The 16,140-nt window shown below is 37.5% G+C and carries 15 protein-coding genes; 2 read left to right on the top strand and 13 right to left on the bottom strand.

All coding sequences use genetic code 11. The features are described from left to right. Positions 1-73: 73 nt before the first annotated feature. The 5 genes from rpoZ to ACVWM0_RS00530 all read right to left on the bottom strand — a co-directional run bounded on the left by rpoZ (position 74) and on the right by ACVWM0_RS00530 (position 3,928). The gene (gene rpoZ, locus ACVWM0_RS00550; RefSeq protein WP_476473715.1) at positions 74-385 is read right to left on the bottom strand and encodes a DNA-directed RNA polymerase subunit omega; all 312 of its coding nucleotides are present in this window, start codon (positions 383-385) and stop codon (positions 74-76) included. Position 386: 1 nt separating this feature from the next. After that, positions 387-1,001, bottom strand: coding sequence for a guanylate kinase (gmk, locus tag ACVWM0_RS00545; RefSeq protein WP_476472710.1), 615 nt, complete (start codon positions 999-1,001; stop codon positions 387-389). A 102-nt stretch (positions 1,002-1,103) separates the two neighbouring features. Further along, entirely contained in the window at positions 1,104-1,988 is an 885-nt protein-coding gene (locus tag ACVWM0_RS00540) for a YicC/YloC family endoribonuclease (RefSeq protein WP_476472709.1), read from the bottom strand. Positions 1,989-2,003: 15 nt separating this feature from the next. Beyond that, positions 2,004-2,222 carry a YdbC family protein gene (locus ACVWM0_RS00535; RefSeq protein WP_476472708.1) on the bottom strand — a complete coding sequence of 73 codons (219 nt, stop codon included), beginning with the start codon at positions 2,220-2,222 and terminating at the stop codon, positions 2,004-2,006. Further along, positions 2,222-3,928: a patatin-like phospholipase family protein gene (locus ACVWM0_RS00530; protein WP_476472707.1), complete on the bottom strand. Its 1,707-nt coding sequence runs from the start codon at positions 3,926-3,928 to the stop codon at positions 2,222-2,224. The genes ACVWM0_RS00535 and ACVWM0_RS00530 overlap by 1 nt, the downstream gene beginning before the upstream one ends. Positions 3,929-4,063: 135 nt before the next feature. Between ACVWM0_RS00530 and ACVWM0_RS00525 the strand changes: the two genes are divergently transcribed. Beyond that, a complete protein-coding gene (locus ACVWM0_RS00525) occupies positions 4,064-4,456 on the top strand; it encodes a hypothetical protein (RefSeq protein ID WP_476472706.1) in 393 nt (130 codons plus the stop codon). Positions 4,457-4,478: 22 nt separating this feature from the next. Here ACVWM0_RS00525 and acpS read toward each other — a convergent pair whose 3' ends face one another. From acpS to ACVWM0_RS00500, 5 genes are all read right to left on the bottom strand, one after another. Further along, positions 4,479-4,829, bottom strand: a complete 351-nt coding sequence (gene acpS, locus ACVWM0_RS00520; protein ID WP_476472705.1) for a holo-ACP synthase — start codon at positions 4,827-4,829, stop codon at positions 4,479-4,481. Between the two features lie 138 nt (positions 4,830-4,967). Continuing rightward, complete coding sequence (gene cshA / locus ACVWM0_RS00515; RefSeq protein WP_476472704.1) at positions 4,968-6,632, bottom strand: degradosome RNA helicase CshA; 1,665 nt, start codon at positions 6,630-6,632, stop codon at positions 4,968-4,970. Between the two features lie 112 nt (positions 6,633-6,744). Next, positions 6,745-8,115: a UDP-N-acetylmuramoyl-tripeptide--D-alanyl-D-alanine ligase gene (locus ACVWM0_RS00510; protein WP_476472703.1), complete on the bottom strand. Its 1,371-nt coding sequence runs from the start codon at positions 8,113-8,115 to the stop codon at positions 6,745-6,747. A gap of 60 nt (positions 8,116-8,175) precedes the next feature. Then, positions 8,176-9,222: a D-alanine--D-alanine ligase gene (locus tag ACVWM0_RS00505; RefSeq protein WP_476472702.1), complete on the bottom strand. Its 1,047-nt coding sequence runs from the start codon at positions 9,220-9,222 to the stop codon at positions 8,176-8,178. A gap of 142 nt (positions 9,223-9,364) precedes the next feature. Further along, complete coding sequence (locus tag ACVWM0_RS00500) at positions 9,365-10,135, bottom strand: hypothetical protein (protein ID WP_476472701.1); 771 nt, start codon at positions 10,133-10,135, stop codon at positions 9,365-9,367. Positions 10,136-10,321: 186 nt separating this feature from the next. On the opposite strand from ACVWM0_RS00500, the gene ACVWM0_RS00495 reads away from it, so the two are divergent. Further along, the gene (locus tag ACVWM0_RS00495) at positions 10,322-11,137 is read left to right on the top strand and encodes a class A sortase (protein WP_476472700.1); all 816 of its coding nucleotides are present in this window, start codon (positions 10,322-10,324) and stop codon (positions 11,135-11,137) included. Between the two features lie 44 nt (positions 11,138-11,181). Here ACVWM0_RS00495 and ACVWM0_RS00490 read toward each other — a convergent pair whose 3' ends face one another. Genes ACVWM0_RS00490 through ACVWM0_RS00480 form a run of 3 tightly spaced genes read right to left on the bottom strand, consistent with a single transcriptional unit; the run spans position 11,182 to position 16,082 of the window. Then, positions 11,182-12,123: a 3'-5' exoribonuclease YhaM family protein gene (locus ACVWM0_RS00490; protein ID WP_476472699.1), complete on the bottom strand. Its 942-nt coding sequence runs from the start codon at positions 12,121-12,123 to the stop codon at positions 11,182-11,184. Between the two features lie 4 nt (positions 12,124-12,127). Further along, complete coding sequence (locus ACVWM0_RS00485) at positions 12,128-14,869, bottom strand: ATP-binding protein (RefSeq protein ID WP_476472698.1); 2,742 nt, start codon at positions 14,867-14,869, stop codon at positions 12,128-12,130. After that, a complete protein-coding gene (locus ACVWM0_RS00480) occupies positions 14,856-16,082 on the bottom strand; it encodes a metallophosphoesterase family protein (RefSeq protein ID WP_476472697.1) in 1,227 nt (408 codons plus the stop codon). Before ACVWM0_RS00480 ends, ACVWM0_RS00485 begins: the two co-directional genes overlap by 14 nt. Between the last annotated feature and the right edge of the window lie 58 nt (positions 16,083-16,140).

Raw genomic sequence — 16,140 nt, 5'->3', positions numbered from 1 at the left:
GTCTTACTTTTGACTAAGAACACATAAAAAAAGACCAAAGAAATAAGGATCTTTGGTCTAACGTAACATTTTCTTAATTTTTGTTATCCAATTGGATACGTGCTTCTAATTCTTGATGCTCACGGCGTTTTAACGCGCGTTTTTCTTCTTCTTCGCGACGTAATAATTCACGCTTTAATTCTGGGTTAGGGTCTACAACCACATCACCACTAGCGATTTCTTCTAAGGCACGCCCTACATTTTTAACTGATTTCAATTCTGATTCTTCAATCATTGTTTGAGCACCTAAATCTAATTCATGAGCACGCTTGCTTGATAAGATAACCAATGAATATTTTGAATCAACTTGTTCTAATAACGAGTCTATAGATGGATTTAACATAATTTTAAAACTCCTTCAACATTTTTTCGTAACGACCAATCACACGATTAACTCTGTAATGCTCGCTTTCGATTATTTTTTTAATACGATCAACAGCTTGCGGTACTTGATCGTTTACTACAGCATAATCATAATGACGCATCATGTCCACTTCTTCTCTGGCCACACGCATGCGCTCGTCAATCACGGACATATCATCTGTACCGCGACCCACAATTCTATTTTTTAATTCATCAAAATCAGGAGGGGTTAAAAAGATAAAAACACCGTCTGGCACTTTTTCTTTCACTTTCATTGCACCTTGAACTTCGATTTCTAAAAAGACATCTTTCCCTGAATCTAGCGTCTGATTAACATAATCTAATGGTGTTCCATAATAATTACCCACGTATTCGGCATGCTCTAGCATCTTGCCAGTGTCAATCAGATTTTCAAATTCCTCTCTTGTTCGGAAGAAATAATCAACGCCTTCTTCTTCTCCTGTTCTCATTTGACGTGTCGTCATTGAGATAGAGTATTCAAATTGATTGTCTTCGCTTTCAAATATTGCTTTACGTACTGTCCCTTTACCAACACCGGATGGTCCAGATAATACAATTAATAGCCCTCTTTCTGACATGGTGACTTCCTTTCACTTGCAAATTTTTAGTTTTATTTACTATAATGCACCTTGTTCAAGAAATTTGCAAGCTTGTTTTCAGTAATTTAATACAAACATTACTTACTCAACGTTTTGAACTTGTTCACGGATTTTTTCAATCATGGTTTTTAACGTGACCACGGATTCTTTAATCTCAATAACCATAGACTTTGAACCAATCGTATTGACTTCACGGTTCATTTCCTGAATAAGAAAATCAATTTCTTTGCCTCTAGCACCCTCAGAAAGAACTAATTGGTTGAAGCGTGTCAAATGAATCGCTAGACGGTCTAATTCCTCATTAATATCGCCTTTTTCAATAAGGAGAGCGACTTCTGTTAACAGACGTGTGTCATCAATTCCTTCACCAATAACACTTTTTAATTTCGTTTCTAATCGCTCAAAATGCTCGCTTTCGTAACTATCAGCATAGGTCTTAATCCTTGCTACTTCTTTAGAAATAACTTCTTCATAGCCCAATAAATATCGCTTTATTTCTTCTCCCTCAATCAATCGACTCTCGTCTAACGCCAGCAATGCTTCGTTAAACACCTGATAAACATCTGATTCTAGTTGGTCCATGTCTAACGTCGTCTCTTCAATTCTGACAAGTTCTGGATGCATAATACCACCTGATAAGAACTCTTTGGCACTAAATACCTCAGGAGCATACCGTGTTGTTTCTGCTTCACTCAATGCCCTCACTAATTGATCCATTATTTCCCAGTCCAATTGAACCCTCTTAGTTGAGCCTTTTTCTTTGGTCATTGTGATAAAACACTCAACACGACCGCGAGTTAAAGTACCTTTAGCTATCTTTTTCATCGCCAATTCAAGATGATTCCATTCTTTTGGCATTCTCATTTGAATGTCTAAAAAACGATGGTTCACTGATTTCATTTCAATAGTAATACCGTACTCTGACGTTTCTTTCTGACTTTTACCGTACCCTGTCATACTTTTCATTGTGTTATCAGTCCTCTACATTCCTTTAATCGCTTCCCGTAGTATGTTAAATTCTTCATTACTTAATGTAATGCCTTTGCCCATTTTTTCATGATTTGGTGCCCAGTCTCTTAAATCAAATTTTGGTGGACGCCCGTTCCAACTCACTAAGTTAAGCTCCTTCGTCCATCCTTTAGGATTTTCTGATAAAACAACAATTTCTTCTACAATATCGTATGAAAATTCTTCTCCCATTATATCTGCCTTCTTTCTAAAAAGATAATAAACCACGCCTCTAAACTAATTTTCCAAGACGTATCTGTTAAAAAAGGAATCCAATCGTAGTTTCTTTTTTCTCCTTCTTTAAAATAACGAACATGACTCAATAATAGCTGACGATCTGATAAGGGAGAAGTTAAGTTAAAGTGACTGTTTAACCATTCTCCTAACGTCCGCATCATCTCTAGATCTGCTACTTCATCTGTGTCGGCTTGCTGCTCTAACCTAACATGTTGCCTGATTGTTTCAGTCAACTCAGATATAGTATACAGGGTTGCTGGGGTAATATCTAATGTTTTTGCGACGGATTCCATCAAGGTCAACGCTAGTGTTTCAGGAACGAGATCGTGACTTAATAGCCATTCTACTTGATTCACTTTCTTTTTTTCTAACCATTCAGTAAATACTACTTGTTCCTTACAAAATTGAATAAACGCCTGACTAAGATGTCTGATATTCTTTTTAAAGTCTGTTTTTGGAAACGTATACCACTGGCCTTCTGCTTGGTGGAATGCTTTTAGCGTTTCTAAATAACCTAAGGACATGTTCCAACTAGCACGACTGCCATCAAACAATAAAACATTGCCTAACCCCCACTGAGAAACAATCCCTGTTTCCGCCACATCTCTTGGTACTTTTGTAAACTTCGTCATTCCAGGTCCCTTAACGTTTACCACAATCAGCTCTGTTGCTCCTTCTTTTAATAAGACATCTTTTGGGATATTATTACGGTAACCACCATCAATGTAATAACGGTTATCAATCTGGCATGCTGCCATCATGGGATAAAAGGAAGAAGATGCTAGTAACCACTTAGGCAAAGTCTCTGCTGTCATATCAGATAAAGGAACCACCGTCTCTGTCAAAGTCATGGCATCTGTCGTCACCACGAAAAAAGGATAGTCTTCCTTAAACATCAAATCACTGTCCATCATGCGACAAATCATCTCTAATAAAGGTAACGTACTAACCCCATTATTAGCTAAGGCTGTTTTTGTTAGTAATTGGGTGTCTTCAATTAGCTGATTCGCTGTAAAGGTGCGATCTTCTCTTTGTAAAGCCACGTCTAAAATCTGTGTTGTGTCCACATTCGACCACATTTGCTCAGCAATGTCTCGTTTTCCCTGAACCAATAACGCGCCATTCAACGCACCCACTGACGTGCCACTAATCATGGCATATGATATACCAAGTTCTTCTAAGGCTCGCCAAACACCAATCTGATAAGACCCTCGTGCGCCACCTCCCCCTAGCACTAACCCTGTACGGTAAGTCATTTTTTTTGTAAAAAGATCGCCTTCAAGTTGATACCCTTGTCCTAATAATTTGAATTCGTGAAAATAAGTCCGACGAGGCACTAATAACTGAACCTCATTCACGCGATATGTTTTTCCTAACCGAGTGATAATATCATCTAAGTCTCGCCAATTAAAAGTAACAGAGGACACCAATAAATTGACCACCCTTAAGGTATCTCCTTCTCTTTTTACACTCAGGTAAACGGGTTGTTTCTTATGATCCTCTGTGCTGATTACAACATCCCCATCCTTCGTACTACGACTTAAACCAATCAATTCTTTTAGTGCTTTGTCTTTCGATTGATGAAAAGGAAGCCATTCTACAAGTGGATGAATCATGGACCAATCCTTCATAATCATTGAATACACCTGGTTTTTAAACATGAGCATTTCTCCTTTCCTGTGTGGTATTTTCTTAGTATTTACTCAGATTTTTATCATTTATATTACGAATTATTTGACTAACATCTATACCATTCGTATAATAGAAATTAGCAAAATAAGGAGGCGATGTCGTCGATGAACAATTCAAAATCTGAAAAACCTCAAACAAATAATGCGGTGAAAAAATTCACTCATTTCATTTCCCGTTCATCTAAGCATTTTTTATCCTCTTTTTTAGATGATGAATCACAGAAAGAGAAAGAAACACAGCATATCTTACAACTTATTAATCAAGCCATTGCTCAAAAAAGCATGGTAGTGATTCAATATAGAGACGTTTTTCAAACCCCATCTAACGACGAGTTTGAGACCCTTGTTGGACGTGTTTACCAACACCAAGCCAATCCAGATTCTCTCATGATTAAATTACAAAAAACCAATCAAGTCAGAATGATTTCAGCTAAATACATCAAAAAATTATCTATCATAAATCCTGGGTTTCATCGCCAGGCACAAATAAGTAAATAACGAAGCCATGCTTCGTTATTTTTTATTTTTCTAACACGATTTGTCCAATAGCCATGTCTTTCGTATGAGATATCGATACATGGACCTTCCCTTCAAATGGACAATGTGTCACCACCGGACGACCACTGTCCTCTTTTAATATCTCTATATCTTGCAGCCCTACTTTTCCAATTCCTGTCCCAAGAGCTTTGGAAAAAGCTTCTTTGCAAGCAAATCGACCACCTAAAAACTCCACTTGTCTCTTTTTACCCAACTCAGTAAAAAGTAACCACTCATTTTCTGTTAAGACGCGCTTCACAAATGCCTCATTATTCTCAATAATGTCTTTCATTCTGTCTAATTCAACAATATCCACGCCAATTCCAGTTATCAATAACTCACCTTCTCTCACTCTATCTCTATCTTTTCATTTTTAGAATACACAATTTAGAAACATTTATCAATCACAACGAAGTGTCTAAAGAGGATAGCCTAAAAAAAGCTAATACCGAAGTATTAGCTTTTTTAATGTTTATTTAGATGTTGTACGAATCACGAATCCGCGATCGCTATCTTTTTTTTGGCTGTTACCTTTTGGCTGTTGGTTACCAGTACCACGTTTTTTCTTGTTGTACTCGTCTTTTTTACGCCAGTTATCACGGTTTCCACCGCCGTTGCCGTTACCTTTGCGCTCGCCACCAGTAGCGTTTCCACCACCGTTGCCTTTGCGTTCGCCACCGCCGTTACCACGACGGTCGCCGCCGCGTCCACCTTGGCCACCACTACGACTGTTGCCACCGCGTCCACCGCCACGGTTTCCACCACGTCCGCCGCCACGATTACCGCCACGTCCGCCGCCGCCTTTTCCACCACGGTTAGGTAATGGACGCTCTGGAGTGATATTAACTGGAACTGCTCCAGCATCATCTTTAGCGATTTGTTTTACTAATAATGCAGCAATATCTTCTGCTGAATAGCTTTCTAATAGATCGCTAGCAGCTGTTTGATATTTTTCTAACCCATTGTTGCTTAGGTCTTCTTTGATTTTTTCTAACGCAATGCCAATTTGACCTTCCATCGCTTCTTGTTTAGAAGGAGGTGTTAAAACAGTCATACGTTTTTTCGTTAAGTCTTCAATAACATGTAAGTAACCCATTTCGTTTGGTGTTACAAAAGTAATTGATTTACCTTCTTTACCAGCACGACCTGTACGACCGATACGGTGAACATAGCTCTCTGGATCTTGAGGAATATCGTAGTTATAAACATGACTAACACCTGAAATATCTAATCCACGTGCTGCTACGTCTGTTGCTACTAAAATATCTAATTCTTCATTTTTGAAGGCTTTTAAAATGCTCATACGTTTATGTTGAGGTAAATCACCATGGATACCCTCAGCTTTGTAGCCACGCATTTCTAAACCACGAGCTAATTCATCAACACGGCGTTTTGTACGGCCAAAGACAATCGTTAATTCTGGGTTTTGAACGTCAAATAGACGAGTCATAACGTCAAATTTTTCGAATTCTTTACAGCGTACATAGTATTGATCAATTAAATTAGCTGTCATTTCTTGAGCTTTCATTTTTACGTGCTCTGGGTTGTTCATGAATTTAACACCGATACGCTTAATGCTATCTGGCATTGTTGCTGAGAATAATAATGTTTGTCTGCTTGATGGTACTTTAGAGATAATGCTTTCGATATCTTCTAAGAATCCCATGTTTAACATTTCATCAGCTTCATCTAATACTAATGTTTCAACAGTATCTAGTTTTAACGTACGACGGTTAATATGATCTAACATACGACCAGGTGTACCAACTACGATATGTGGTTTATTTTTTAATGAACGAATTTGACGTCCAATGTCCGCGCCACCATATACAGCTTGCACTTTGATTTTTTTATCTTTACCTAAGCGATACAATTCTTCTTGCGTTTGGATAGCTAATTCACGAGTTGGTGCAATAACTAAACCTTGCAATACTGGATTGCTTGTATCAATTTTATTTAACATTGGTAGACCAAACGCTGCTGTTTTACCAGTACCTGTTTGTGCTTGACCAATAACGTCGCGTCCCTCTAATGCTAAAGGAATCGTTGCTCCTTGGATTGGAGTGGCTTCCTCAAACCCAATACTTTCTACTGCCATTAACAATTCTTTTTCTAAATTTAATTCACTAAATTTCAAATGATATCCTCCTAAAATCTGGCTCACTTTATCATTTATGAAAAGAAAATGAAAATGAGCATTCGTGTAATACTATCACATTCTTAACTAATTAACAACAACGCCGCATGGTTTAACAGTTTTTTAATAAAAAATCAACAATTCTTTGAAGACCCATACCATTACTTCCTTTCAGAAAAACAGTATCCCCCCTCTTAATAGTCTGTGTTAAGACAGTCATTAAGGCTTCTTGTTCTTCTTTATTAAAAGCATGTATCCGGGATTCCCCAAATGTTTCTATTAAAATGGGCGCTAATTTTGACATACGTTCACCATAAAGAAAGACATCTTGAATCAATGTTTCTTTCACATAAGGCGCAATCGACGTGTGCATTTGCTCAGATTGTTCTCCAAGTTCTAACATATCCCCTAAAACGACTATCTTCCGGCCCTTGGTTTCAAGGTGGCTAAAAGAGTCTAAAACCAGTGTCATAGCTGTAGGGTTAGCGTTATAAACATCACTTAAAATAGACAATCCGTCTGGCGTTTCTAGCCACTCCGTTCTATTTTTAGTTAAATCAAAATGAGCCAAGGCCTCTGTCATAGATGACATGGGAACATTAAAATGGTTACCAATCGTTAAGGCTATGAGGGCATTACTTACATTATACGCCCCTAAAACAGGTATTTCAAATGATACACCTGAACAAAGGGTCGTTGTAAAGACTGTTTTGTTCTTCTCCTCTGTTATGACTTTTCCTAATACATCCGAACCTGAGTCTAAACCAAAGGTCTTAATCCTTACCCCTGTTCTTGGTAAAAAAGGCTGAATAAGCGGTTCACTATGAGGCACCACTAATAACCCTTCCGGTGATAAACCAGAAATAATTTCCATCTTAGCTTCTGCAATGCCTTGTCTTGAGCCTAAGTATTCAATATGAGATTCACCAATCATCGTTATAGCCGCAACGTCTGGTCGAGCTAAAGAAGATAACAGTTCTATGTCCCCCTTACGATCCATCCCCATCTCTAAAACAAGCATCTCTGTATTCTCTGGCATGGCTAACATGGTATAAGGCATACCAATCTCATTATTGAAATTACCTTGTGTTTTATAGGTTTGGTACATTGTACTCAACACGGCACTCGTCATATCTTTTGTTGTTGTTTTACCGTTACTTCCCGTAATACCTATCACTTTTGGGCCTATTTTTTTCACATAATACGCCGCTAGATGTTGCATCGCTTTGAGCGTATCTTCTACTAATAAATACGGACGACTTCCATCTAATTCCCTATCTGAAAACGTCACAACCGCTCCTGATTCAAACGCCTGATCGATAAAATCGTGACCATCTCTGGCGCCTTTTAAAGGAACAAACAAACTCCCCGGCTTTACGTTTCGTGTGTCAAATTCAACTGAGTTAATGATAATATCTTGTTGCGTCCATGTCTTGTTTTTAGCAGAAACTGCCGCAGCAATTTCCTGAATCGTTAATCTCATCCTACGTCTTCCTCTCGTTCTCATGCAAAAAAGCTGAACACAGCGTTCAGCTTTTTGATGTTATTGTTTACCGTCAATTAATTGTTTTTTCTCAAATCTTAATTTAGCTAATTGAATTAACTCTTCCAATAAATCACTATAACTTAGTCCCATTTCTTTCCATAACAATGGGTACATACTGAACGGTGTAAATCCTGGCATAGTGTTTACCTCGTTTAAGAACAATTCATTATTGGCCGTCAAGAAGAAATCACAACGGCTTAAGCCACTACCATCTAGCGCAATATAGGCTTTGCGAGCGTAGTCTTGAATTTTTTCCTGTAAGTCATCTGAGATATCAGCTGGAATTTGTAACGTTACTTTATTATCTAAGTATTTAGATTCATAAGTGTAAAAAGCGACATCTTTCACGATTTCACCAGCTACAGTCGTTCTAATTTCGTCATTACCTAAAACAGCTACTTCTAGCTCTCTCGCTTCGATCCCTTGTTCTACCACAACTCTACGGTCATAATTAAAAGCAATCTCTATCGCTTGTTCTAACTCTTCACGGTTATTTGCTTTATTGATTCCTACACTTGAGCCCATATTAGCTGGTTTAACAAACATCGGATACAGTAACGTTCCTTCTAATTTAGCATACACCCCTTCAGAACGTGTCATGTAATCATTTTTTAATACTGACACAGAAGGTAATTGAGGAATCCCTGCTTGTTGGAATAGTTGTTTCGCCACAATCTTATCCATAGCACATGAACTCGCCAAAACGCCAGCGCCAACGTAAGGCATGTTAAGCACTTCAAATAATCCTTGAATCGTGCCATCTTCGCCATTAGGTCCGTGCAAGACTGGAAAAATAATGGTATCTTTTTCTTTCACATCACTTGGTGAAATGGGTTGAGCATTTTGTAAGGTCAAATGTAATGCTGATTCTTCCTTTGGAGCTTCTTTAAAGAGTGGCCCTCTTAACCATTGTCCATCCTTTGTAATGTAGATGGTTTGTACTTCATAGTAATTATAGTAAATGGCTTGTAATATACAAAAGGCTGATAAAATTGACACATCATGTTCAGCACTTTTCCCTCCATAAATTAGAGCAATTTTCATAGTCGTCCTCCTAGGCTTAATACTATCCTATTATACTTTATTTTCATCTAAAAATCATGTTTGTTTCTGATACTATTCTAATAATAATAAAACCACTAACATCGTTTGTCAAATACGATTGTTAGTGGTACGTCTGTCTTATTTAAATAAAAAGCGAGTCAAATTCTTCTTTATACAGCTCCCAACTGGCACTTTTCTCATCATACACAAGTCTTCCAATGGTTTCTGCTTTTTTAAAATCACCATTTTCAATCTTTCTCAAATTATCTTCGATAACATGTATTGGGATAATATACTGCCCATCTATTAAACCAACTTGAGAAAAATTAAAGACAATCCCTTCTTGCATGGACGGTTTTAACTGACTCACCAATTCCACTGGTAAGACCGAAATATGAGTCAATTTTTTTGAGAAAAATGAGCGATTAGCATTTAGTTGATTAATCACTTTTTGCGTTAATTTTTGAGACAAGGTTTGGTAAAATTCTTCAATGTAACGATAATAAATTTTTGTCAAATGATTTCCCATATCAAAAAAAGCATAATTATTTTGCAATTTATAAAAAAAAGGCGAGCGTAATTGGCTCTTCATATGGCCAAAATACAACAACTCTGCGATTTCATTTGGTGTCATTTGTTTCAATACGTCATACTCTTTGAAGTCTAACCACTTGATACCTCTTTGCTTTGGATTAGAGACGAGTGAATCAAAATAATGATCGATATTTTCTTCTCCTCGAATGACGCGAAAACCACTATGATTTTCGTATTCTCCTTCTGATACATAAGGGTCTAGTAACAAGAGGTTTTCAGGGCGTTCTAACGTATAGCGATGAAAATCATGATGTGTTAATCCTTTAGATAAAATTGAATTGCTGATTCCATCTAAATGAACGTACAAATAATCTTCCAACACCATTCCCTCCTCTACCATCTATTAATATAACTATACCATTTATTTATCAGATATGGACACTTATTGCGCCTAAGTTACGTTAAGTTTATATTACAGGATTCAAAAAAAGTAGGTGCTTTAGCAACACTTATGTAATATTTAAAAATTAGAACAGATTTATCCTCTTTAAACAGGGTTTATGATATGATAAAAAGGCAAAGTAATCAAAGGGAGGTTTTCTCGATTTCTAAAAAGAAAAAAAAGCAACCGCAACAACGGTCAGCCAAACATAGTAAACCGAAAAAAACCATTGGTCAAAAGATTAGTAATGCTTTCTTCAATCTTATTATGGTACTACTACTCATTGTCGGATTGGCTTTAGTATTTAACAATCAAATAAAAAATTATTTAGTTAAAGACGCAACAAAAAAATACACTGTCGAAAATGTATCTAGAGAAGACATTGTCAAAAACGAACAAGAAGGAGAAGCTACGTTTGATTTTGAAGCGGTGGAATCCTTAGATCTTAATTTAGTAGCCAAAGCGAGCCAACAAGATTTTGGCATGAACGTAGTTGGTGGAATTGCTATTCCGAGTGTTGAACTAAACTTACCTATCTTTAAGGGTGTATCTAATTACGTCATTTCAGTTGGTGCTGGGACAATGAAAGAAGAACAACGTATGGGACATGGGAACTACGCTTTAGCAAGTCACTACATGTATGACCCCACTCTTTTATTTGCACCACTTGTTAATGTAGAGCTTGGCGCATCTATTTTCCTAACAGACTTAGATTATATCTACGAGTACAAAGTAACAATGAAAGAATATGTTGAACCTACACGTGTTGAAGTGATTGACGATGTAGAGGACAAACGTTTAGTGACTTTAGTGACCTGTGATGTATCCGGAGCTAACCGTCTTATTCTTCAAGGAGAGCTTGTTAAAAAAGCCAAATCTGATGATGCCAACAAAGACATGTCAGATGCATTTAATCTAGAACAAAATAATGTGTATTAAAATAAGCTAAGTGAGACTGAAATCGTCTCTCTTAGCTTATTTTTTTATAGTTTAGGAAGATAAAAATTACGATTATCTAGCCCAAATATGCGTTCCGTGTATTCTCCTGGCTCCACTTGTTTTAGTGCGCCTAACATCATTTGAATGGATGCATCTAAATTATCAATATGATGTAAGACTTCTGCTTCTAAAATTTTCGGTCTAACAGGTGATCCGTATTCCAATAATCCGTGATGTGCCAATACAACATGTTTTAATACAATCACTTCTTCATCAGATTCCGTAATATTTAACTCTTGGCAAGCCTTCGTGATTTCTTCATCCGCCATCACAATATGCCCAATCAAGTTCCCCTCTAACGTATATTCCGTTGACACAGGACCTGATAATTCATTTACTTTACCTAAATCATGAAGAATGATTCCAGCGTAAAGCAGCGATGGATTCAATTCTGGGTACTGTTCACAGATGCCTTTAGCTAAGCGTAACATGGTTAACGTGTGATACGCTAACCCTCCTGAAAACGCATGATGGTTCCGTTTAGCAGCTGGGTGATCAAAGAATTCCGTTTGATATTTCCCTAAAATATGACGCACTATTCGGTGCCATTTCCCATTAGTAATATCAAATAAATAACGTTGAAATTCTTCTTTCATCTCGTCCTTTTGCACAGGTGCTTTTTCCATAAATTGACTGGGGTCATTAGGTTCACCAGGTTGAGCAAGACGCAGACTCATAATTTTTACTTGTGGCATGTTTTGGTATAACTCTCGTTTCCCACCTAACATAACCACTTGTCCTGCTTTAAATTTATCAATTTCATCATCAGTGGCACCCCAATACTTACCATCAATGGTTCCTGAAGTATCTTGAAATGTAAAAGCAATAAATTTTTTACCATTACGTGCCACGCGGACATCTGCTTGTTTTAACAACACAAACATTTCAAAGGTTTCGTCTACAACAACTTCTCTTAATTTTTTCACTGTTTTACCTTCTTTCCAATTCAATCACGGGTAACTCATTCTCTTGGTAGAAACTATGTAGCAAAGTATCTGAAGACAATGTGATAATCTGTGTTTTTTGGCTCAACCCTTTTAGTAAGTTGAACAGGGTTGTCTTACGGTCTTGATCTAAATTCAACCAACCATCATCAATCATTACTGGGCATTGGTAATCCTCTAAATGAAGGTGAATAAATCCTAAACGAAATGCCATAAACAATTGATCTTTGGTTCCAGTAGATAACTGAACAACTGGCCACTGATGAGTGATGTCTCGTACCATTAATCGGCCTTCTTTTAAATAGACTTTATGGTATCGGTCTTTGGTCAATAATTTAAAATAACTGGATACGGTGGTTAACAGAGCAGGTAATTGTTGGTCTGATAAGAATTGCAACACATCTTGTGTCATTTCTTCTGCCAATCGGTACCCTAACCATTCATCACTCAACGCTTGAATGTAAGTTAACTCATTTTCTCTTTCTTGATACAACTTAGCTAACGTACCGTTTTTCTCCATTTGCTGACTCTCAAATTTTACTGTTTGGTACTCTGCTTGTAACTCTTCAACTCGTTGTTGCACGCTATCTTGTTGGTCTTTTGTTTTTAGTAGGGTCTGATTAATCTGAAGCAATTGATAATCCTTCGTTAAATCAAAGTAATCTTCCACCGCCAATGTTACTTCTGATAAACGTTGTTGACTGCTTTGCCATTGTTCTTGCTCTTTTAACCAGATGGAAATATCTTCTACGCGACTGCCATACTCCGATCCAAGAATCGTTGTCATTTTAGCAATAAGTCCTTCTTTTTGCGTTTTGATGTCTTCCAATTGATTGTGAGTTTGGAGTAAATCTGAATCTTGATACATTTGCTCTTTCAGGCCAGCTTGTTGGGCTTCAACAAATTGACGAACCCCTTCAAATTTCTCAGAAATGGTTTGGTTCTCAAAAGGAATCCATTGACTCGCAAAATGAAGTGATTCTGAATAAGAGATCAATACAGCATCGATGGTAGCTAAGTTTTGCGCCATCTCTGTTTCTTTTTCTTGAATCGTTCCTAATTGTTCAAACACAGGCATCTTCATCAACCAGGTTTGTAGCGTATCCTTCATAGATAACCCGTATAAATCGGACCATTCTTGTTTTTGATCCATAATACGTTGTAAAGAATCCGTCACGGTCTCGAGTTTTTCAATCAACGCATGGTACTCTCCCTCAACTTCATCAGATAAGGTTAACTGTAAAACATAGGCTTCTTTGTCCTGTTCTGTTTCTTGTTGGACAGCAGGGTCTTGTTGACTCCACCATCTCACGCCACCACCAATAAGTAATAACAACATACCAGGTATCATCAGCCAATATTGACCCAAAACAAAGGCTAACACAATAAAAATGGCACCTAATCCGATGCCAACACTACTAAGCATACCAATACCTGTTGGCGTTTCCTTTTGTTTAGAATCTATGGGTTGCGTGATGTCGTTTTGATTCAATTCTTGTTCTTTCAAGGTCAAATCTGTGTCTAATTCTCGTCTTTGAATGCTTAATCGACTTTTTTCATTGGTTAATAGGACTTTTTCTCTGACAAGTTCTTCTTCCTTTGAAGCCAGTTGATTCATCGATTCACGGTCAAATTCTGACACCGTTCTTCCTAGTTGAATGTTTTCTAATTGGTATTTCTCCAATAATACTTTTTTGCTTTCTTGATAATCCTTCAATTGCTCTTCCAGAACCCTGCGGCGCTCCACCATTTTTTCAACCACTAACTGCTCCGTTAAAACATCATCGAAGAGCGACTGGTTGGCTAAATAAAACTGAAAGCCTGGGGCATCACTTTTGTTTTCTCCCACTTGTGAAGTAAGTATGTCTTTCTCCCTTTTCTCAAGGTAACGATACTCTTGCAAACTATCCTTAATGGTATTAACAACAGAAGACGATACTTTTTGCAGACGCCCCACTTCTTTTTGCAAGGATTGCCATTCAACGTATAAAGGAAAACGCTTTTGTTGTTCTAGTAAGGTCTTCTCTAGATCTTGCAGATGCTTCTTATCGTCTGTTAGTTCATCCAACATCCTTAACAGTTCTTTTTGACGAGCTAATTTCCCTTGATATGAGGCTTCTTGCTGCTCTGATTCGACTATCTTACGCTCCAATTTGTCTAATTGCTGTAATTTTTGATTCAACACAGGAATTCTACCCATTGGTTTATAAATTTTTTGTCGACGTTTTAATAAACTATCTGTCAAATCCGTTAATCGTTCACTACCGGTTAGACCAACAGATAATAATAAGTGCTGTAGACGAACCTCATTTAACTGGGATAAGTCTGTTAATTGTTCTTGCTGAAAAGTAAAAATGTGATCAAATACTTCCTTTGTCAGCGGATGAATTAAGCGTTCTAATAATACATCATCCCCTACTTCTCCACCCGGCATCACAACCTTAGCTTGACCTCTGTTGGTTTCCTTGTAACGCTCAATAGAAATTTGGCCATGCATTGGGTGTTCTAACACTAACACTCCACCATAAACAGCGCCGTTCACGGGAGTAAAATCGCGAACCATTTCGCGCTTTGAAGGAAAACCAAAGAGCATTGTACGAATGAAATGATATAAGGTAGACTTGCCTGTTTCATTTTTACCGTATATTAATTGGTTATTAGGATCCACATGGAACGTCTCGTTTGTAAATCGACCAAACCCTTTGATATGCATACTACGGATGTTCATAGGTATCCTCCTTCTTAAAAATAACTTGATCTTTAATTAACTGATTACTAGTTGCTAGCAGTCCTTTAATATCTTCTGCGTCCCAACTTAAATGAGCGCCAATGCCAGGCTGTTGTGTTAATTCTTTGGCAATACGTTGGAATTCACCGACTTCTTCGTATTTTCGACTCAGATCATCTACTAAGCTTTCATCAAATCCCATAAGGAAACCTTCTGATGATACCAATGTCACTTTAATATCCGCTAACCAAATACGTTCTTTAGAGGTTGTGTAGATATGTTTTTGAATAAAGGTTAATAATGTTCCCTTATTTTCTAAAAAATAACTCGTAAACTCAGGATCTTTTAACGTTAACGTTAAGGTTACGACCGTTAGTGGTTGTGAATAAGTAAGACTTAATAGGTCTGTTTCTATGTCCTTTAATAACTGCTGTTTAGTCATTTTATCAGCCAATGACAACTCTGTTTGATGCCACTTGATAGTTGATACTTCTTTGAATGTAACCTGTGATTGACCAGAAGTCATCGTGACTATAGCAACACCTTGAACTTGATGCTCTTTCTTATGGTGACCTTGGGGTGTCCCTGGATAAACGACAAAAGGCTTTTCAGAAATAATCTGACTCTTATGAATGTGGCCTAATGCCCAGTAATCATAACCTGAGGGCAAATCTGTCAAACTAAAAGGAGCATAGTTTCCTTTTCCTTGTAACTCTCCATGATAGCAACCAATATGATACGTTGTTCCTTGGTCTTTCCTCGGAAATTCAGGTAATTTGCTTTCTTTGATCCAAGATTCAGTATAAGAAAAACCACTAATAGCGACTGTTTCTCCATTGTTTAAAGAGAGTGTTTTTGTTTCTACTTGCTGATCAAAAAAAACATGGACATTTGTTGGCCAGTCGAACCAATACCGATTTTTTGTATAATAATCATGGTTCCCAAAAGACAACATCACAGGAATACCCGCCTCATTAAGACGTTCTAACTGAGTCATGATGAGATGTTGCGTGTGGATAGAAGGATTGTTCTGATGGAAGGTGTCTCCGACAATCAATAAAAAGTCGACTTCCTCCTCCAAACACGTATCAATAATAGTCGTTAATAGCTGTTCATTGCCATCTCTTAACTGGCGTAAAAGACTCTCTTCTCTTGTATCAATACCTGAAAAAGGTTGGTCAATGTGCAAGTCAGCTGTGTGTATAAACTTCATGGTGTCACTCCTTTCCTACATTGTTGGCATGATGATGATAAAAACATAGGTGGTTAGG

This window comes from Vagococcus sp. 211 (assembly GCF_056322705.1).
The sequence above is the reverse complement of the archived record's forward strand: the minus strand, read 5'-3'. Positions and strand labels throughout refer to the sequence as shown.

Bases quoted from the DNA above. Each gene is read 5' to 3' on its own strand.
- ACVWM0_RS00540 (WP_476472709.1), bottom strand. From the start codon at position 1,988: ATGAAAAGTATGACAGGGTACGGTAAAAGTCAGAAAGAAACGTCAGAG.
- ACVWM0_RS00480 (WP_476472697.1), bottom strand. From the start codon at position 16,082: ATGAAGTTTATACACACAGCTGACTTGCACATTGACCAACCTTTTTCA.
- ACVWM0_RS00530 (WP_476472707.1), bottom strand. From the start codon at position 3,928: ATGTTTAAAAACCAGGTGTATTCAATGATTATGAAGGATTGGTCCATG.
- ACVWM0_RS00525 (WP_476472706.1), top strand. From the start codon at position 4,064: ATGAACAATTCAAAATCTGAAAAACCTCAAACAAATAATGCGGTGAAA.
- ACVWM0_RS00505 (WP_476472702.1), bottom strand. From the start codon at position 9,222: ATGAAAATTGCTCTAATTTATGGAGGGAAAAGTGCTGAACATGATGTG.
- gmk (WP_476472710.1), bottom strand. From the start codon at position 1,001: ATGTCAGAAAGAGGGCTATTAATTGTATTATCTGGACCATCCGGTGTT.
- ACVWM0_RS00495 (WP_476472700.1), top strand. From the start codon at position 10,322: ATGATAAAAAGGCAAAGTAATCAAAGGGAGGTTTTCTCGATTTCTAAA.
- ACVWM0_RS00535 (WP_476472708.1), bottom strand. From the start codon at position 2,222: ATGGGAGAAGAATTTTCATACGATATTGTAGAAGAAATTGTTGTTTTA.
- ACVWM0_RS00510 (WP_476472703.1), bottom strand. From the start codon at position 8,115: ATGAGATTAACGATTCAGGAAATTGCTGCGGCAGTTTCTGCTAAAAAC.
- ACVWM0_RS00485 (WP_476472698.1), bottom strand. From the start codon at position 14,869: ATGAACATCCGTAGTATGCATATCAAAGGGTTTGGTCGATTTACAAAC.